The organism is Paenarthrobacter aurescens, from assembly GCF_025421775.1.
Taxonomy (GTDB): Bacteria; Actinomycetota; Actinomycetes; order Actinomycetales; family Micrococcaceae; genus Arthrobacter; species Arthrobacter aurescens_B.
On sequence record NZ_JAOEFX010000001.1, the window covers coordinates 52,586 to 72,156 of the forward strand.

The following is a 19,571-nucleotide window of genomic DNA, read 5'->3' on the forward strand; positions in this document are numbered from 1 at the left end:
GTCGAGTCTATTCACCGCCAGTGATACTGGACTCCATCCAGAGGATGAACCCCTAAGTAGAGCAACGCGCGCCGCTGCCGCTAGACTTGAAGGAACAGCTTCGACCCGGCCATCACCGGTGAGCCTCCGGAAGAACAGTACTGACCGTCTGCAAGGCGGAAAGCGCTCAGTAGAACCGGACGGGTAAGCCCGTCACAGCAGTAATGAGAGGCCGAAATCCCGTATTTCGGTAAGTGAGGTGGTACCGCGGTACCGGTGTTGACCCAGGTCAATGCCGCAGCCGTCCTCGCATCCTGACAGTCAACCAGCTATCACAGGATATGAGATGACCCACTACCCCAAGGCCTCAGCCTCTTCTTCCGGCACGCAAGGCGTGTCCGCTTCCGTGAAGTTCCCGGAAATCGAAGAGCGCATCCTCAAATACTGGGATGAAGACGGTACTTTCCAAGCCAGCATCGACCAGCGCGATGCGGGTAACGATGGAAGCAACGAATTCGTCTTCTACGATGGCCCTCCCTTCGCCAACGGCCTGCCCCACTACGGCCACCTGCTGACCGGCTACGCCAAGGACCTCGTAGGTCGTTACCAGACCCAGCGCGGCAAGCGTGTAGAGCGTCGCTTCGGCTGGGACACGCACGGCCTGCCGGCAGAGCTTGAGGCCATGAAGCAGCTCGGCATGACGGACAAGACCCAGATCGAAGCCATGGGCATCGACAAGTTCAACGACGCCTGCCGTGCCTCCGTGATGAAGTACGCCAACGAGTGGAAGGCCTACGTCACCCGCCAGGCCCGTTGGGTGGACTTCGAGAACGACTACAAGACCCTCAACGTTGAGTACATGGAGTCGGTGCTCTGGGCCTTCAAGCAACTGCACGAGAAGGGCCTCACTTACAACGGGTACCGGGTTCTCCCGTACTGCTGGAAGGACGAGACCCCTCTGTCCAACCATGAACTCCGCATGGACGATGACGTCTACAAGAACCGCCAGGACCAGACGGTCACGGTGACGTTCCCCATCAAGGCAGGAGAGTCCGAACTCTCCAAGGCCCTCGACGGTGTGCAGGCGCTCGCCTGGACCACCACGCCCTGGACGCTGCCCACCAACCTGGCGCTCGCCGTCGGGCCTGACATCTCCTACGCCGTCCTGCCTGCAGGACCCAACGGCGTGAAGGCGGCCTCCGCTGAAGCGCCGGTCACGGGCAGCTTCCTGCTCGCGGCTGACCTGATGGGGTCCTACGCCAAGGACCTGGGGTACGACGACGCAGCTGCCGCAACTGCCGCCGTCGTCTCCACCTACACAGGCGCCGAGCTGGCGGGTATTGAGTACGCTCCGTTGTGGAACGACTTTGCCGATGCTGAGAAGTACGGAACGCAGAATGCGTGGCGTTTCCTGGTGGCTGACTACGTGACCACCACCGACGGTACGGGCATTGTCCATCAGGCTCCGGCCTACGGTGAAGATGACCAGAAAGTCTGTGAAGACGCCGGCATCCCCGTGGTCCTCTCTGTGGACGAGGGCGCCAAGTTCCTGCCTCTGTTCGCGCACGGTGAGCTTGCCTCGATTGTTGGCCTGCAGGTCTTCGATGCGAACAAGCCCATCACCCAGGTGCTCCGTGCCGATGGCCGTCTTGTCCGCCAGGCCAGCTACGAACACAGCTACCCGCACTGCTGGCGTTGCCGGAACCCGCTGATCTACCGCGCCGTGTCCTCCTGGTACGTGGAGGTCACCAAGTTCAAGGACCGCATGTCCGAGCTGAACCAGGAGATCAACTGGATCCCGGGGAATGTCAAGGACGGCCAGTTCGGCAAGTGGCTGGATAACGCCCGCGACTGGTCCATCAGCCGCAACCGCTACTGGGGATCACCCATCCCCGTTTGGCAGTCGGATGATCCCGAGTACCCGCGCACCGACGTCTATGGTTCGCTGGCGGACCTGGAAGCCGACTTCGGCCGCCTCCCGGTCAACAACGAAGGCCAAGTGGACCTGCACCGTCCGTTCATTGATGAGCTGACACGTCCGAACCCGGACGACCCCCGTTCGCCGTCAGAAGGTCAGTCCACCATGCGCCGCGTAGAGGACGTCCTGGACGTCTGGTTCGACTCCGGCTCCATGCCGTACGGGCAGGTGCACTATCCGTTCCAGAACCAGGAGTGGTTCGACACCCACAACCCGGCGGACTTCATCGTGGAGTACATCGGCCAGACCCGTGGCTGGTTCTACATGCTCCACATCCTGTCTACTGCGTTGTTTGACCGCCCCGCGTTCCGCAATGTGATCAGCCACGGCATCGTGCTGGGCTCGGACGGCCAGAAAATGTCCAAGAGCCTGCGGAACTACCCGGACGTGTCCGAGGTCCTGGACCGCGACGGTTCCGACGCCATGCGCTGGTTCCTCATGTCCAGCCCCATCCTCCGCGGTGGGAACCTTGTGGTGACCGAGCAGGGCATCCGCGATGGCGTCCGTCAGGTCATCCTGCCGCTGTGGAACGTGTATAGCTTCTTCACGCTGTACACGAATGCCGCCAACGGAGGGGAGGGGTACGAGGCGAAGCTCCGCTATGACGGCTACGCTGACACGCTGGACCAGTACCTTCTGGCCAACACCGGCGATTTGGTCCGTAATGTCACCGCCAGCCTGGACAGCTATGACATCTCCGGTGCCTGCGATGAACTGCGCAGCTACCTGGACATGCTCACCAACTGGTACGTCCGCCGCAGCCGCCAGCGTTTCTTCGACGAGAACGTTGACGCCTTTGATGCGCTCTACACGGCTCTCGAAGCGGTGTGCCGTGTGTCGGCTTCCTTGCTCCCGCTGGTAACCGAGGAGATCTGGCGCGGACTGACCGGTGGCCGTTCCGTACACCTGGCCGACTGGCCTGACGCTTCGCTGTTCCCGTCCAACCCGGCACTGGTGGAAGCCATGGACCGTGTCCAGCAGATCTGTTCCACTGGCTCCAGCTTGCGCAAGGCCGCAAACCTTCGCGTTCGCTTGCCGCTTCAGGAACTGACTGTTGTGGCACCAGGCGCAGACGCGCTGGAAGGCTTTGCCGCCGTCGTCGCTGATGAACTGAACCTGCGGTCGGTCCGCTTGCTGGACGCCGCAACGGCTTCGCCGGAGGAATTCGGCATCGAGCAGAAACTGGTGGTGAACGCCCGTGCCGCGGGCCCGCGCCTCGGCAAGAACGTGCAGCAGGCCATCAAGGGCTCCAAGTCCGGCGACTGGTCCGTGAACGACGCAGGCGTCGTGGTGGCGGGCGGACTTGAGCTTGAGCCGCAGGAATACACGCTGGAGACTGTCGTGGCTGAAACCTCCGACGACGATGCTGCCGCCAAGAAAGCAGTGGCAGTTCTGCCGGGCGGCGGATTCGTGGTCTTGAACACTGAAGTCACCCCGGAACTTGCTGCCGAGGGCCTGGCCCGTGACATGGTCCGCGCCATCCAGCAGGCACGTAAGGATGCCGGACTGAACGTGAGTGATCGCATCCGGACCTCCGTTGAGGCTGCCCAGGACGTGGTGGACGCCCTCGAAGCCAACGCCGAACTCGTCAAGACCGAGACATTGACCCTGGAACTCGAGGTCTTGCTGGCAAGCGTCGACGAACCGCAGGTCACCGTCGCAAAGGCAGGGGCCTGATCCATGACTGATGAATTCTCAGTTGAAAGCGTCTACGCGGAACTCCTGGGCCGCGCGCCGGAAAACAAAATGGAACCGCGCCTTGCGCCGCTGTTCCGTGCCATGGATGTGCTGGGAGAGCCGAACAAGGCATTTCCGATCATCCACATCACGGGAACGAATGGAAAGACATCTACGGCCCGCATGATCGAGGCGGGACTGCGTGCCCATGGGCTGAGCACCGGCCGATACACCAGTCCGCATCTGTCCAAGGTGACGGAGCGCATCAGCATCGATGGCGAACCCGTGCCGGACGCCACCTTTGTTCGGATCTGGGACGAAATCCGTCCATACCTGGAGATCGTGGACAACGAGCTCGTGGCAGCAAACGAGCCCCGGCTGACGTACTTCGAGTGCCTGACTATCCTGGGCTTCGCGGTGTTCGCCGACCAGCCGGTTGATGTTGCGGTCATGGAAGTTGGTTTGGGCGGCATCACCGATGCCACCAATGTCGGCGATGGCCAGGTTTCCGTCATCACACCCATTTCGCTGGACCACACGGATCTCCTGGGTGATACCACCGAGGACATCGCCTATGAGAAGGCCGGCATCATCAAGCCTGGCGGCTTCCTTGTGAGCGCCGCCCAGCCCGTGGACGCAGCACAGGTCCTGTTGGAGAAGGCCCGCGAAGTGGACGTGCCGTTCCGGTTCGAGGGCGTTGAATTCGGGGTGGAGTCACGCAGCGTTGCCGTTGGTGGGCAGGTTCTGACCATCCAGGGGTTGGCTGGACGCTATGAGGACCTGCTGCTGCCGCTGCACGGCGCCCACCAGGCAGAGAACGCTGCTGTGGCAGTGGCTGCTCTGGAGGCGTTCTTCGGTGGGGGAGAGAAGGAACTCGACGCCGAGGTCCTCAAGGAAGCGTTCGGCACCGTGACGTCGCCCGGCCGGCTTGAGGTTGTACGGACGGCGCCTACCGTAGTGGTGGATGCTGCCCATAACCCCGAAGGGATCCGGGTTTCCGCGGAGGCGATCCAGGAGGCCTTCAGCTTCAGCAAACTCGTGGTGGTAGTGGGCGTGCTGCGGGAAAAGGATGCTGAAGAGATCCTGAAGACCCTGAAGGAATCCCTCGGCGGCCTGGCCGGGGAATTCTGCTTCACTCAATCCAACTCTGCGCGCGCCGTTCCTGCAGCGGAACTGGCCGAGCTCGCCGTCGACCTCGGCTTTGGCGAGGACAACGTCCACATCGCAGAGAAGCTCGACGACGCCCTTGAATGGGCTGTTGAGCGCGCGGAATCCAACGATGACCTCGCAGGTGGCGTCCTGGTCACAGGTTCCATCACCGTGGTGGCCGAGGCGCGGATCCTTCTCGGAAAGGCGAGTGCCTAGTATGGCGAAAATGACCAAGGCGCAGCGCGAATGGCGGCCGGGTATGCCCAAGAAGCGCCGGTCCACCAAAGTGATGTTCGCTTCCACCGTGCTCCTGCTCGAAGCGTTTGTCGCGTTCTTCGGCACTCTCGCGGTCTTCGGTTTGAAGCGCGGCCAAGTGGACCCCGCCATCATCCTGGGGGTCGGCATTGCGCTGACGGTGGTGCTGGTTCTGGCATGTGCCGTACTGTCCAAGCCCTGGGGCATCGGACTGGGTTGGGTGTTGCAGCTGGTGCTGATCCTGACGGGCTTTGCCGAACCAACGATGTTCATTGTCGGCATCCTGTTCGCCATCTGCTGGTGGTACGGGATCAGGGCCGGCATGAGGATCGACCGCGAAGTTGCCCAGCGCGACCGTGAGCAGGCGGAATGGGACGCAGCACACAGTGACGAAGCAGGCCCGCAAACCCCGTAAACTGGCTGGGAAAACCACCGACCAACCACATTGGAGCAACTGTGAGCATTGAACGGACCCTTGTCCTGGTCAAGCCCGACGGCGTCGCCCGCAACCTGAGCGGCAGCATCCTCGCCCGGATCGAGGCGAAGGGATACACCCTGGCCGAGCTGAAGAAGGTCAACGCCACCCGCGAACTGCTGGAGCAGCACTACGAGGAACACGTGGGCAAGCCGTTCTACGAGCCGCTGGTTGAGTTCATGTTGAGTGGACCGGTCATCGCTGCGGTCTTCGAAGGCCACCGCGTCATCGAAGGCTTCCGCTCATTGGCCGGAACCACCGATCCCACGACGGCGGCACCGGGCACCATCCGCGGCGACTTCGGCCGTGACTGGGGCCTGGCAGTCCAGCAGAACCTGGTGCACGGCTCCGACTCCGTCGAGTCGGCCGAGCGCGAGATCAAGATCTGGTTCGCAAGCTAGCTATTCCCCCACCGAAATGACAGTTAGGGCCAATGTTCGTGACGAACATTGGCCCTAATTGTCATCCCGCGAGGTTTCCTAAGCGGTCGACCCCGCGAAGATGTGGATGAATGCGAAGAAGATCGTGGCGATGACGGCCACGTACAAGAGAGCCACGATGATCCATCCGGACTCACCCAGGAGCTTGGACACTGCCGGCGGTGCCTTGATGACCCCATGGGTGACGTTGCGGATGGTCACCCAGACAAACAAGGGGATCATGGCGGCCCACACCACCATGCAGAACGGGCAGAGCACATGGATGGCATAGAGGGCCTGCGACCAAAGCCAGACGACGAAGGCAAAACCAAGGGTCACGCCCGCCTGGAGTCCCAGCCAGTAGCCCCGTGAGTACTTTGCTCCCGCCAGGATGCCCATCGCGGTTGTGATGATGACAGCAAAGGCAACGATGCCGATGAACATGTTGGGGAACCCGAACACGGAACTTTGCGGTGTTTGCATGACGGCACCACACGAAACCCAGGGATTCACATCGCACACGGTCACGTGGTTGGGGTCCTTGAGTACCTCAAGCTTCTCCAGGACCAGGGCACCGGAGGCCAGCCAGCCAATAATGCCGGTGATCAGCAGGAGCCAGGCGAACGGCTTGTCACGGACGGCCCGGGGTAAGGAATCCTGGTGGATGGACATGTCCTCCACATGGCTTGGGGCTTGGTTGGCCAGGTTTTCCCTGGCTGTGCTCGGCATCGCGGATGTAGTCCTTTTCAACAATTGGCCTGGCCTCGCCGGTTACGGCTCTTGGGAGGATTGTAACGCCGCGGGCTGGATGCTGCCCCCAGCCAGTCCCTGGTCCTGGCTCGCGGGTACCGCACGACACAGCGGCCTACGTTGGGAATGTGCAGGGGTGTGAGAGAATGAACATGGCTGGAAGCCGATCCACATTCGGAATCCAGTCCGGTGACTTTGTTCCCAAGACCGCCATTATGAGCTGGGCATGCCCGGATCACGTGATCCTCGGTAGGCCCGCCATGACAATGGACGGCACCTGGTTGTGGCAGCAGAACAACGGGTTTCAGAATAAAGCCGCCGGTCTTCCAGGGCTGCCGCACCCCAATGATGGTGCGAACCGGAAGGCATACTACCGACTTCTGTCAACGCCTGCGGGTTTTGACAATATTTGCCCCACTGGGCACCGGATGTGGCGGCGTCGCTGGGGCAGGAGTGTTGCCACATATGGATAATGACCAAGTTGTAGCCGTTAATGACGAGGCAGCTCCCGCGGAAACTGCGGAAGCACCAAAGAAAGCCACCCGGACGCGGCGCAAGGCTGCGCCCAAAGTTGCTGCTGACGTAGAGTCGCCCGCAGCTGGGGTGCCCACTGCCGAAGAAGCGCCGGAGACCGCTGCCACCCCCGTGCGCCGCACCCGCTCACGGAAGAAGGCAGAGCCCGCTGAACCGCTGCCCGGTTTGGGTGAGGTGTCAGCTGACGGCCAGGAAGCGGTGGCGGAAACCCAGCCCGAGGCCGCCGGGCCCGCCCCCGAAAAGCCGGTCCGCCGTCGTCGTACGGCCAAGCCCAAGGCCGAGACAGCAGAGGCGCCCGCCGTTGTGGAAGCCGTGGAAGAAACCACGACGCCGGACGCACCCGCCCAGCCTGAGGCGCCTGCTGCTGAGGTAGCCGCGGCACAGACACCCGAAGAGTCCGGTTCTGAAGAGACTCCCGCCGAGGAAGCAGCTCCGTCCGCCTCCACATCACTGTTCCTTGAGCCTGTCTCCATCACGTCCATGATCTTCCAGGCTCCGGACCTCACCACTGTCCCGCGTGTTGCGGCCGTGGAGGAGAAGGAAGAGGAGCCCGGCGAAGAAACCGAGTCCACTGCTGAAGGTGAACTGGAAGACGCCGGCAGCCGTCGCCGGCGCCGCAGCCGTGGCCGCCGTGGTCGACGCGGAAACGAACGTGAAGAGAACGAGGCCGAGGAAGGCAGCGAGCCGGAGGACGATGAAGCTCCTGCAGCCGAGGCCCTCGAAGAAGGCGTGACCTCGCGTCGTCGGCGTCGTCGCCGCCGTGGAGACCAGGATCTAGAGCTGACAGGCGGCTCGGACGACGATCCGCCCAACACGGTCACCCGTGTCCGCGCACCCCGCCCGATCGCGGAGACTGCCCCCTCCAACCGGGTTACCAGCGTCAAGGGTTCCACCAGGCTTGAAGCCAAGAAGCAGCGTCGCCGCGAGTCCCGCGAAACCGGACGTCGCCGCCAGGTGATCACCGAGGCCGAGTTCCTGGCACGCCGCGAGTCGGTGGACCGCCAGATGATCGTCCGCCAGCGCGATGACAGAATTCAGATCGGTGTCCTCGAAGACGGTGTGCTGGCCGAGCACTTCGTTTCCAAGACCCAGCAGGACTCCTTGATTGGCAACGTGTACCTGGGCAAGGTCCAGAACGTCCTGCCGTCCATGGAAGCAGCGTTCGTGGATATCGGACGTGGCCGCAACGCCGTGCTGTACGCCGGCGAAGTCAACTGGGACGCAGTCAACCTCGAAGGCCAGCCGCGCCGCATCGAGAACGCCCTGAAGTCCGGCGATTCCGTTCTGGTCCAGGTCACCAAGGATCCCGTGGGCCACAAGGGTGCGCGCCTCACCAGCCAGATCTCCCTGCCGGGCCGTTACCTGGTGTACGTCCCCGGTGGCTCCATGACCGGCATTTCCCGCAAGCTGCCCGACGTCGAACGCAACCGTCTCAAGCGCATCCTGAAGGACCGCTTGCCGGAAAATGCCGGTGTCATTGTCCGCACGGCCGCTGAAGGCGCCTCGGAAGAAGAGCTGACGCACGATATCAACCGCCTCCGCGCGCAGTGGGAGGGCATCGAAGGGCAGGCTTCCTCAACCAAGGTGCTGGCTCCGGAGCTCCTCTATGGAGAACCGGACCTCACCATCAAGGTTGTCCGCGACGTCTTCAACGAGGACTTCTCCAAGCTGATCGTCTCCGGCGACGACGCCTGGGACACCATCGAGGCCTACGTCACGTACGTTGCTCCCGATCTGGTGGGCCGCCTTGAAAAGTGGACCAAGGACCAGGACATCTTCTCTGCCTGGCGCATCGACGAGCAGATCCATAAGGCCCTGGAGCGCAAGGTCTTCCTGCCTTCCGGCGGTTCCTTGGTCATTGACCGCACCGAAGCCATGACCGTGGTGGATGTCAACACGGGCAAGTTCACCGGCAGCGGCGGAAACCTCGAGGAAACGGTCACCAAGAACAACCTTGAAGCGGCCGAGGAAGTAGTCCGCCAGCTTCGCCTGCGCGACATCGGTGGCATCATCGTCATCGACTTCATCGACATGGTCCTGGAATCCAACCGCGACCTCGTCCTCAGGCGGATGGTTGAATGCCTTGGCCGTGACCGCACCAAGCACCAAGTCGCCGAAGTGACGTCGCTGGGGCTCGTCCAGATGACCCGTAAGCGCATGGGTACGGGCCTCCTGGAGGTCTTCGGTGAGCAGTGTGAGCACTGTGCAGGGCGCGGTGTCGTCACTCATGACGAGCCCGTGGAACACCGCCGGGCCAACGTCGTGGCTGCCGAACACCACCGTCCGCATACCGAAACCCAGCAACCGGCTGCAAGGACTGAACGCAAGCGCCGTCGCGGCAAGGGTGGGGGACAGGCCGTCGCCGAAGCGCCCGCGCAGGTCCACACGACGACGTCTGCTCCAGTGGCACCTGCAACGCACACGGAAACGCAGGATCCGGCACACAAGGCCAAAGCCGAGGCGACCAGGGCTGCGTTGGCGACGATTGCCGCTGCAGCGCATGCTGCACACTTGCACGACGACGAGCTCCACCGCGCCGAAGAGCAGGCCCGGTCAGCTGAGCACCACGAGTCAGCAGGGCAGTCCGCTGATACCGGTCCGGAAGAGGACGCGGCAGCCCGCGAAGCAGCAGTCCGGGAAGCAAGGTCCACCCCGGTCCTCCGCTTTGGCGGGGAAGAGGTCGCACTGCCGTTCGTGGAACACCACGAGGAACCGCAGGCCGCCAAGCCCGCCATGAGCCTGGATCTCCTGGCCGAAGCTTTCTCCCACCTCGGAGCGGCCCCCGCTCCTGAGGAGGTCGCACTGGTTTCTGCCAAGGAGCCCGCTGCTGCACCGAAGGCGGTTGACCCTGTACCGGCCGCAGAGCAGGATCCCCATGCCGATTCCGCCCCGCGGGGTCGTCGTGGTCGCCGCAACCGCAGTGCCAGCAGGGCCCAAGGTGCCGCCAACGAAACGAGCGTTGAGCACCATGAGGTCACCGCCTCGGCCGCCCGCGGGTCAGCTCATGAAGCCAAGGCGTCTGCGGAACCTGCCAAGAAGACAGCGTCCGAGGAACCCATCATCCTCGGAGTTGGCGTACCGGCTTCCGAGCTCTAGTCGACTCCAGGACCACCAAGGCCCTGCACCAACCATCAAGAAGATGGTTGATGCAGGGCCTTTCGCTTTCCATCCTCCGGGTAAGCCGCGGTCATATCCCGTCTTCAAGCCTGCATGGTTCCCGGGCCGCGCCTCTTCCCGGTTACGCTTGGGGACTGACACGGGGTGCCGGGCGTTGGGCCGGGCTGAGATCCAGACCCGTTGAACCTGTCCGGTTAGCACCGGCGAAGGGATGTCCCCATGACTGCATCGTCGTATTCTCCTGTCTACCCGCTGGTGGATTCACGAAGGCCAACTCCCCGGGTGCTGAGCATTGCAGGCTCGGACCCCTCCGGCGGGGCTGGTATCCAAGCCGATCTGAAGAGCATCGCAGCCCACGGCGGCTATGGAATGGCCGCCATCACCGCCCTGACAGCGCAGAACACCCTCGGGGTCAGTGCTGTCCATGTACCGCCGGTGGAGTTCCTGCGCCAGCAGCTGGACGCCATCAGCAGTGACATTGCCATTGATGCCGTCAAGATCGGCATGCTGGGTGACGCAGCGGTCATTGACGAGGTCCGCAGGTGGCTCCTTGCGGCTCGTCCCGCCGTCGTGGTCCTTGACCCGGTGATGGTGGCCACAAGTGGCGACCGCCTGCTGCGTGAGTCAGCGGAGAAGGCCTTGCGGTCGCTCCTTCCGTTGGCGGACCTCATCACACCGAACCTTCCTGAACTTGCCATGTTGCTGGGGGAGCCCGAGGCCGCTGACTGGCCATCGGCGTTGGATCAAGGCAAGCGATTGGCTGCCGAGTGCGGCAACACTGTGCTGGTGAAGGGTGGGCATCTGGCGGGATCCGAATGCCCGGATGCGCTGGTGAACACCACCGGGCTTTTGCGGCAGGACGTCATCGAGGTGCCTGGCCCACGGGTAGCGACGGGAAACAGCCACGGAACTGGGTGCACACTATCGTCGGCCCTGGCCACTGTGCAGGCCAGCACTGGTGACTGGGAAGCTTCACTGCGACAGGTGAAGCCGTGGTTGCTTCAAGCCCTGACACACTCGGACAGCCTCGAAGTAGGCAATGGCTGTGGTCCGGTCCACCATTTCCACCACCAGCACGTGCTGAGGCCGGGCGTATTCGCCGCGGCGCTGTGGAAGGAAGCCACACCTGAGCTCGAGGCAATCTACAAGCTCAGTTTCATCGAAGGCCTGCAATCGGGCCGCCTGCCAGAATCCGAGTTCAACTATTACCTGGCCCAGGACGCCCTCTACCTCAACGGATACTCAAGAGTCCTTGCCCGGGCAGCCGCCTTGGCTCCCACGGAAGAGGAACAGCTGTTTTGGGCCAAGGCATCGCAGCAGTGTCTGGAAGTTGAATCGGAACTGCACAGGAACTGGCTGAGTACCCGCGAGGCGTCCACGGTCACTGGACCTGTCACCAAGTCCTATGTGGACCATTTGGTGGCTTCCTCGGCATCCGGCAGTTACGCAGTGGTGCTCGCCGCGATTTTGCCCTGCTTTTGGTTGTACGCGGAAGTGGGCCAACAGCTTCATACCGCCTACATTGAGGCCGGCGCCCCTGCAGACCACCCCTACGCGGAATGGTTGAAGACGTACGCCGACGAGGACTTTGCCGCGGCAACCAGGAATGCGATCAACTTCACGGACGCCGCGGCCATGGCGGCTTCGGACAAGGAGAGGGCGGCCATGGTGGAGGCTTTCGGGCATTCCTGCCGCTACGAAACGGCGTTCTTCGACGCCCCGCGGCATTACTCCTAGCAGTTGTTCGGAGACACTGACGGCGCCTTTTTCGGTCGTTCACCGCGCGTCGCGTGCAAAATCGCGTTAATCGGGCCCAAACCCTGTAGGCTGTATGGGCACGGTGCCGGGAGAGTCCGTTACAACTGGTGATGCAAGTCACGTGGTAGCCTCCGGACCCGGCCTCATTTGCAGCTGAAGGTCAAACTAGCGTAATCTTGATCTTCGGTGCTTACGCCAACACTTGGGTTATGCCCCTTGGAATTGTTCATGGGATGACTCGCGGACTTCGATCAGAAGTCCACGGCGTTGAGGCACAGCGCGAACCAGGCCTGATTCCGGTTCAAGGTTCCGCACGCAAATTTAGTTATAAACGTCGAGAGAAGTGAGTACCCAAGTGGTGTACGCGATTGTCCGCGCAGGCGGCCGCCAAGAAAAAGTTTCCGTTGGAGACTACGTAACGCTTAACCGCGTCCCCGGTGGAGCCGGCAGCACGCTTGAGCTGCCCGCCTTGCTCCTGGTTGACGGCGAAAAGGTCACCTCCGCAGCTGCGGAACTGGCCAACGTCAAGGTCACGGCTGAGATCCTCGAGGACCTCCGTGGTCCCAAGATCGTCATCCAGAAGTTCAAGAACAAGACTGGTTACCGGAAGCGTCAGGGTCACCGTCAGGAACTGACCAAGATCAAGATCACCAGCATCGCGTAACTTTCGTTACCCGCTGTTCAGGTTTTTCAGTTTCCCCAGAAATTTAGAGGCAGGCATTTCACATGGCACACAAAAAAGGCGCGAGTTCCACTCGCAACGGTCGTGACTCCAACGCACAGTACCTGGGCGTCAAGCGCTTCGGTGGTCAGGTAGTTTCCGCAGGCGAAATCATCGTTCGCCAGCGTGGAACCCACTTCCACCCGGGTGCAGGCGTCGGTCGCGGTGGCGACGACACCCTGTTCGCACTGCAGGCCGGTGCGGTTGAGTTTGGTACTCGCCGCGGCCGTCGCGTAGTGAACATCGTTGCTGCTGCAGCTGCAGAGTAACAACAAGTTCTGAACCGGTGGAGCGGGCCAAACGGCCCGCTCCACCGTTCTTTTAACCGCATTACAATCGACTAGGGCGCCACAGGCGCGCTGGTTTTGCAACAGCGCTGGCAACAGCAACAAACGCTGTAAGACAGCAACTGAGGAGATCCACGTGGCGAGCTTTGTAGACCGGGTAGTCCTGCACGTATCCGGCGGAACCGGCGGCCACGGCTGTGTCTCTGTAAAGCGGGAAAAGTTCAAGCCGCTCGGTGGCCCCGACGGCGGCAACGGTGGCAACGGTGGCGACGTCATCCTTCGGGTATCCGCCCAGACCACAACGCTGCTTGACTACCACCACGCCCCGCACCGCCACGCCACCAACGGTGGTCCCGGCATGGGTGACTGGCGCGGTGGCAAGAATGGCGAAACCCTCATCCTTCCGGTGCCGGACGGCACTGTGGTCAAAACCAAGGACGGCGAAGTCCTGGCTGACCTGGTTGGCGAGGGTACTGAATACATCGCAGCTGCAGGTGGTCAGGGTGGCCTGGGAAATGCTTCCCTTTCGTCGCAAAAGCGCCGCGCCCCGGGCTTTGCGCTGCTCGGCATCGAAGGCGAATCCAGCGACATTGTCCTGGAACTGAAGTCCATCGCTGATATTGCGCTGGTTGGCTTCCCTTCCGCCGGCAAGTCCAGCCTTATTGCCGCCATGTCCGCGGCCCGGCCGAAGATCGCCGACTACCCGTTCACCACCCTCATCCCCAACCTTGGCGTGGTCCAGGCCGGTGAGGTCCGCTTTACGATTGCCGATGTCCCGGGTCTGATCGAGGGCGCCAGCGAAGGCAAGGGCCTTGGGCACAACTTCCTGCGTCACGTAGAGCGTTGCGCCGCACTGGTGCACGTCCTTGACTGCGGAACACTGGAATCGGACCGGGATCCGCTGTCGGACCTCGCCATCATCGAGGCCGAACTTGAGAAGTACGCGGTGGACATGAGCTACGCCGGTGTTGACGGTGAGGTCGTTCCGCTGAACGAGCGCCCCAAGCTGGTGGTGCTCAACAAGGTGGACCTTCCCGACGGCAAGGACATGGCCGAGTTCGTTCGGCCGGACCTGGAAGCACGCGGCTACCGCGTCTTCGAAGTGTCCGCAACCAGCCACGAGGGCTTGCGCCAGCTTGGATTCGCCATGGCGGAAATCGTCAAGGCCGCTCGCGACGCCGTAGCAGTCGCGCCTCCCAAGGTGGCACCGCCCGTCCTGCGCCCGCGCGCCGTCAACGAGTCCGGCTTCAAGATCCGCCGCGAAGAAAAGAACCTCGAGCCACTGTTCCGCGTTTTGGGTGAGAAGCCGGTGCGCTGGGTCAAGCAGACCGACTTCACCAACGAGGAAGCCATCGGTTACCTTGCTGACCGCCTTGCCAAGCTCGGCGTCGAAACTGAGCTGTTCAAGGTCGGCGCCAAGCCTGGCGACACCGTGGTGATCGGCGAAGACGACGGCGTGGTGTTCGACTGGGAGCCCACCATGATGGCCGGTGCCGAACTTCTGGCAACTCCGCGTGGTACCGACATCCGCGTTGCTGACATCGGCGACCGTCCTACGCGTTCGCAGAAGCGCGATGAGCAGCTTGAGCGCCGCGAAGCCAAGGCAGCAGCCCGCGCAGAGCTTGAAGCAGAACGCAAGGCGGGCATCTGGACCGAGTCCGTCAGCGGTCGCCGTGCCCAGACCGTCAGGGAAAGCAACATGGACTCCGGTGATGACGACTAGAACCGTCGACGCTCCAAACACGGCTGAGGGCCTTGAGCGGCAGGCCCTCGCCACCGCCAAGCGGATTGTGGTCAAGGTGGGCTCATCCTCGCTGACCAGCATCAAGGGTGGTATATCCGAAAAGTCGCTGGCAGCGCTGGTGGACGCGCTTGCGGAAAAACGCAATGCCGGCACCGAGATCATCCTGGTGTCATCCGGTGCCATTGCTGCGGGTTTGGCTCCCTTGGGCCTGGCAAAGAGGCCCAAGGACCTTGCCACACAGCAAGCCGCGGCAAGCGTCGGTCAGGGATTGTTGATGGCGCGTTACACCCAGGCCTTCAGCGCCCACGGTGTCACGGTCAGCCAAGTCTTGTTGACCGCCGATGACCTCATGCGCCGCACTCAGCACACCAACGCCTTCAGGGCCTTGGATCGGCTGCTGAATCTCGGAGTGGTGCCCGTGGTTAACGAGAACGACACCGTGGCGACCCACGAGATCCGCTTCGGCGACAACGATCGGTTGGCTGCCCTGGTGGCCCACCTTGTCCGCGCCGATGCCCTCGTGCTGCTCTCCGACGTCGACGCCCTCTATGACGGCCCCCCATCCCACGGTGCCAAGCGCATTCCGCTGGTCCGCGGTCCCCAGGACCTGGAGGCCGTGAGGATCGGCAAGGCCGGCAAGGCCGGCGTCGGAACCGGCGGCATGATGACCAAAGTCGAGGCAGCGTCGATTGCCGCGGGCTCGGGTATTCACGCCCTGGTGACGTCAACCGCCAATGCCGCTGCAGCACTGGCAGGGGAGGACGTTGGTACCTGGTTCGCCGTGAACGGGAACCGCAAACCCGTCCGTCTTCTGTGGCTGGCCCACCTGGCGACGGTACAGGGACGCTTGATACTCGACGACGGCGCTGTGAAGGCCGTGCGCGACCGGCACAGGTCACTCCTTCCTGCGGGGATTTCGGATATCAGTGGAGACTTTGAGGCCGGCGACGCTGTTGAGATGGTTGCGCAGGATGGGACCGTGATAGCACGTGGGTTGGTGAACTACTCCTCGGAGGAACTGCCGCGCATGCTCGGTCGCACCACCCAGGAGCTTGGCCAGGCGATGGGCCGGGGTTATGACCGCGAAGTTGTTCATGTTGACGATCTAGTGCTCCTGAGGGCGTCCCGCTCATCTAAACTTGGAGCATGACTGAAGCGCTGACCCCTGACGCCCCCGTGATCTCCGACGTTTCCGGTGCCGCCGGCCACACGCCGGAGAGCCCTGAGGCAGGTCGCGCCCCGTTGTCGCCGGAGGATGTCCAGGCTGCGGTTCATGCGATCGCTGATCGTTCCCGTAAGGCGGCGCGCCGCATGGGACAGGCTAACCGTGCGTGGAAGGACCGTGCGCTGCGCGCCATCGGCAGCGCCTTGCTGGAGAACCGGAAGCATGTGTTGGACGCCAACGCCAAGGATGTGGCTGCGGGCCGGGCCAATGGGACGTCTGCAGCCCTTCTGGACCGTCTCACGCTGACTACCGCGCGCATCGAGGGCCTTGTTGCAGCTCTGGAGAACCTGGCAGGTTTGCCCGATCCCGTAGGAAATGTGGTCCGGGGTCAAACGCTCCCCAACGGACTGCGCCTGCGGCAGGTTAATGTCCCCATGGGTGTCGTCGCCGCCATTTACGAAGCGCGTCCCAATGTCACGGTGGACATCGCAGGCCTTGCCCTCAAGAGTGGCAATGCCGTGATTCTTCGCGGCGGGTCGGCGGCTGCGAACACCAACGCGGCCTTGGTGCAGATCCTTCGCGAAGCCCTGGATTCCGTTGGCTTGCCCGCCGACGCCGTGCAGACTGTGGATCAGTACGGACGGGAGGGCGCCAACGTCCTGATGCGGGCCCGTGGACGTGTCGATGTATTGATTCCCCGCGGCGGACGCGACCTCATTCAAACGGTTGTGACCAACTCCTCTGTGCCGGTCATCGAGACCGGCGAAGGTAACGTCCATATCTTCATTGATGAATCAGCCGGTGAAGAAATGGCCGTGGAGATCCTCCTGAATGCCAAGACCCAGAGGCCCAGTGTCTGCAACACTGTGGAGACCCTCCTGGTCCATTCCGGTTCAACTGTCCTGCCTTCTGTGGCGGCTGCCTTGCGTGCAGCGGGTGTGACCCTCCACGTGGATGAAAGGATCGCTGCGGCCTTGGGTGGCAGTGTGGAGACAGTTCCGGCTGACGACGACGATTGGGCCACCGAATACATGGATCTGGACCTCGCCGTAGCCATGGTGGACAGCCTGGATGAAGCTGTGGGCCATATCCGTAGATGGACTACCGGGCACACCGAGGCGATCCTGACCAACAACCTGGCCAATGCTGAGAAGTTCATTGCAGAGATAGATTCCGCCGCCGTGATCGTCAACGCTTCCACCCGCTTCACCGACGGCGGTGAGCTCGGCCTGGGAGCTGAAGTGGGCATTTCTACGCAGAAGCTGCACGCCCGGGGTCCCATGGGCCTCACGGAGCTGACCACTACCAAGTGGATCGTGCAAGGCGAAGGCCAAGTCCGCAGCTAGCAACGCGGTAACATAGAACAGAAGTCCGGAACGGCGGGGAGTCCCGTCGTGCAAAACATTTGAGAACCAACTAGGGGAGAAGATGCTGTTTCAGCAGATCGCCACGTCCATTGCCGCCCAGACGGAAGGCGGCCACGAGGAACTCGCTCCGCTGTGGGCAGAGCCGTGGGTCTTCGGTATCGTGATGTTCGCTTTCCTTCTTGTTCTCATGTTTGTCACCCTCTCCTACACCAATCTTGGCAACCGCCACGAGGCCGTGGAAGAGCACTCCGATCCGCACCGCCAGCACCCGAACAAGCACACCCACGGGCAGGGCCACTAACATTATCGCCGCAACACCGCGTGGGGAGTCGGAGCGCAGGCTTCGTCTGGGCGTGATGGGTGGAACTTTTGATCCGATCCATCACGGCCACCTTGTGGCTGCAAGTGAAGTTGCAGCCAAGTTCGGTCTCGATGAAGTGGTTTTTGTGCCTACCGGCCAACCTTGGCAGAAGTCGCACAAGCTGGTCAGCGAGCCTGAGCACCGGTACCTGATGACGGTGATCGCCACGGCTTCCAATCCCAGGTTCACGGTGAGCCGGGTGGACGTTGACCGCCCGGGACCCACCTTCACCATTGACACCCTTCGCGATCTCCGGGCGCAGCGTCCTGATGCAGACCTGTTCTTCATCACGGGCGCCGACGCCTTGGCCCAGATCCTGTCCTGGAAGGACGTGGACGAGCTGTGGTCTTTGGCCCACTTCGTCGGCGTGACCCGACCCGGCCATGAACTGAACGACCTGGGGCGGACCGATGACGTCAGTTTGCTGGAGGTCCCTGCGATGGCGATCTCCTCGACGGATTGCCGGACGCGTGTTGGCGCAGGCAATCCCGTCTGGTACCTGGTGCCGGACGGAGTCGTACAGTACATCGCCAAGTATGGACTGTATGCCGCGCATCATGTGGCAGGGGAGCTGACGCCAGCACTGTCCGGATCAGACGACCAAGCACGTACTGAATGAGTTTTGAATGAGCAGCCAGGAACAGCGACCCATCCGCAGCAGGCGTGAGCTTCGCCGCGCCCGGGAAGAGCAGCCTGAGGTACAGCCGGACGGAACCGCACCCTCAGAGGAGGAGCCTGACACAGGTTCCGATCGTCCCAACGGCCGCAATCGCCGCGCCGCCGACGCGCCTGTGGATGCCGTAGGGTCCGCAGCCCAGGAGCGATCCTCCCAGATCCGGGCCCGCGACCGTGCGGCGTTACGGACCATCAAGGAGCTGGCGGACAAGGAAGAGCAGCTATCGGGGGGCGGTCCGCCAACGCGTCGCCAGCTTCGGCTTCAGCAACTCCAGGCTGAAGTTGCGACCTCCATGAACCCGGTTGTGCCCACGCCTGGTTCCACACAGGGCGTTGCTCCGGCTGACGCTGACAAGAACCCCGACAAGAACCCCGCCAAGGAGCCGGCCCCCGGCCTTCCTCAGTCCGGTGAACCGGAAGCCGGCAAGGGTCCCGCGGAATCTGAAATGTCCGTGGAGCAGGCCCTTGCGGTCCGTGAATTGATTGCCGCCCAGGTTCAGAACCAGACAGCCAAGCTTGAACATATCGCCGAGCAGGATCCTTTGGCCGTCGATCCAGCTGTGCTCGCGGAGCAGATCGCCCTCGCCGAGCGTGCAGCAGTCCTGAACAAGCGGGCCGCCGCGAAGCAGAGGCTTGCCGAGCAGAACCAGGCTGAGCAGGGTAAAGCGCTGCCGGAGGCCAAGCCCGCGGGCAACGGTAAGTCCGAGGCCGCTACGGCAGGGCCCTCCACGGCCAACAACCTTGCCATGGTGACTCCATTGGAGTTCGTCAAGGTCCCTGGCGTGGAACGCCCCGTCATGAAGCGGCCCAGTACCACCTTTGTGCCACTGATCACGTCTGCTGGTCCGAAGCTGGATGGCGACCAGTCGCAGGGGAAAAAGACAGCGTCGCGGGGCCGTGCGGGTGTTCTCGCCCGTGCCGAGGCGGTGGCAAAGTCCGTCCGGAAAAAGCCTGTTGTTCCGGCAGAGCCCGGCGAAGAAGCGCAGCGGCCACCTGTGTCTGCCAGTACTGCCTACGGGCTTGACCCCCTGGATGTCAACACTGCCGGCCTGGCCAGGGCGCAGCGAAACAGGCTGCTGCAGTTCGGCGTCCTGGCTTTGGGACTGGTTGCGCTCATTGTCGGCATCATCATGATTACCAGCGGCTAGTTCCGCTCAACA

15 protein-coding genes and 1 riboswitch are annotated in these 19,571 nt (G+C 62.7%); of the genes, 14 read left to right on the top strand and 1 reads right to left on the bottom strand.

Annotation, left to right across the window (positions count from 1 at the left end; all coding sequences use genetic code 11):
- The first annotated feature begins 325 nt into the window (after positions 1–325).
- From ileS to ndk, 4 genes are read left to right on the top strand one after another with little or no spacing between them, the layout of a single operon-like run.
- Positions 326–3,634 (top strand): isoleucine--tRNA ligase, encoded by a 3,309-nt coding sequence (gene ileS, locus N7568_RS00305; RefSeq protein WP_261607942.1) that lies wholly within the window; start codon positions 326–328, stop codon positions 3,632–3,634.
- A gap of 3 nt (positions 3,635–3,637) precedes the next feature.
- A complete protein-coding gene (locus N7568_RS00310) occupies positions 3,638–4,999 on the top strand; it encodes a bifunctional folylpolyglutamate synthase/dihydrofolate synthase (RefSeq protein ID WP_261607943.1) in 1,362 nt (453 codons plus the stop codon).
- 1 nt (position 5,000) lies between these two features.
- Positions 5,001–5,453: a DUF4233 domain-containing protein gene (locus N7568_RS00315; protein ID WP_261607944.1), complete on the top strand. Its 453-nt coding sequence runs from the start codon at positions 5,001–5,003 to the stop codon at positions 5,451–5,453.
- Positions 5,454–5,494: 41 nt separating this feature from the next.
- Positions 5,495–5,914: a nucleoside-diphosphate kinase gene (ndk, locus tag N7568_RS00320; protein WP_261607945.1), complete on the top strand. Its 420-nt coding sequence runs from the start codon at positions 5,495–5,497 to the stop codon at positions 5,912–5,914.
- A 78-nt stretch (positions 5,915–5,992) separates the two neighbouring features.
- Here ndk and N7568_RS00325 read toward each other — a convergent pair whose 3' ends face one another.
- The gene (locus tag N7568_RS00325) at positions 5,993–6,604 is read right to left on the bottom strand and encodes a vitamin K epoxide reductase family protein (protein WP_439898953.1); all 612 of its coding nucleotides are present in this window, start codon (positions 6,602–6,604) and stop codon (positions 5,993–5,995) included.
- Positions 6,605–7,147: 543 nt separating this feature from the next.
- Between N7568_RS00325 and N7568_RS00330 the strand changes: the two genes are divergently transcribed.
- From N7568_RS00330 to N7568_RS00375, 10 genes are all read left to right on the top strand, one after another.
- Positions 7,148–10,312, top strand: a complete 3,165-nt coding sequence (locus tag N7568_RS00330; RefSeq protein ID WP_261607947.1) for an Rne/Rng family ribonuclease — start codon at positions 7,148–7,150, stop codon at positions 10,310–10,312.
- Positions 10,313–10,463: 151 nt separating this feature from the next.
- Positions 10,464–10,562, top strand: a riboswitch (TPP riboswitch).
- Positions 10,553–12,070 carry a bifunctional hydroxymethylpyrimidine kinase/phosphomethylpyrimidine kinase gene (thiD, locus tag N7568_RS00335; RefSeq protein ID WP_261607948.1) on the top strand — a complete coding sequence of 506 codons (1,518 nt, stop codon included), beginning with the start codon at positions 10,553–10,555 and terminating at the stop codon, positions 12,068–12,070. (Overlaps the previous riboswitch by 10 nt.)
- 376 nt (positions 12,071–12,446) lie before the next feature.
- Entirely contained in the window at positions 12,447–12,755 is a 309-nt protein-coding gene (rplU, locus tag N7568_RS00340; RefSeq protein WP_024816904.1) for a 50S ribosomal protein L21, read from the top strand.
- Between the two features lie 62 nt (positions 12,756–12,817).
- Positions 12,818–13,081 carry a 50S ribosomal protein L27 gene (gene rpmA, locus N7568_RS00345; protein WP_003803426.1) on the top strand — a complete coding sequence of 88 codons (264 nt, stop codon included), beginning with the start codon at positions 12,818–12,820 and terminating at the stop codon, positions 13,079–13,081.
- Positions 13,082–13,235: 154 nt separating this feature from the next.
- The gene (gene obgE, locus N7568_RS00350; RefSeq protein WP_261607949.1) at positions 13,236–14,822 is read left to right on the top strand and encodes a GTPase ObgE; all 1,587 of its coding nucleotides are present in this window, start codon (positions 13,236–13,238) and stop codon (positions 14,820–14,822) included.
- A complete protein-coding gene (gene proB, locus N7568_RS00355) occupies positions 14,812–15,993 on the top strand; it encodes a glutamate 5-kinase (protein ID WP_261607950.1) in 1,182 nt (393 codons plus the stop codon). The genes obgE and proB overlap by 11 nt, the downstream gene beginning before the upstream one ends.
- The gene (locus tag N7568_RS00360) at positions 15,990–17,354 is read left to right on the top strand and encodes a glutamate-5-semialdehyde dehydrogenase (RefSeq protein WP_261607951.1); all 1,365 of its coding nucleotides are present in this window, start codon (positions 15,990–15,992) and stop codon (positions 17,352–17,354) included. The genes proB and N7568_RS00360 overlap by 4 nt, the downstream gene beginning before the upstream one ends.
- A gap of 82 nt (positions 17,355–17,436) precedes the next feature.
- Complete coding sequence (locus N7568_RS00365; RefSeq protein ID WP_144651516.1) at positions 17,437–17,676, top strand: hypothetical protein; 240 nt, start codon at positions 17,437–17,439, stop codon at positions 17,674–17,676.
- Positions 17,677–17,680: 4 nt separating this feature from the next.
- A complete protein-coding gene (gene nadD / locus N7568_RS00370) occupies positions 17,681–18,355 on the top strand; it encodes a nicotinate-nucleotide adenylyltransferase (protein WP_261608478.1) in 675 nt (224 codons plus the stop codon).
- Between the two features lie 7 nt (positions 18,356–18,362).
- A complete protein-coding gene (locus N7568_RS00375; RefSeq protein WP_261607952.1) occupies positions 18,363–19,559 on the top strand; it encodes a hypothetical protein in 1,197 nt (398 codons plus the stop codon).
- Positions 19,560–19,571: the final 12 nt, after the last annotated feature.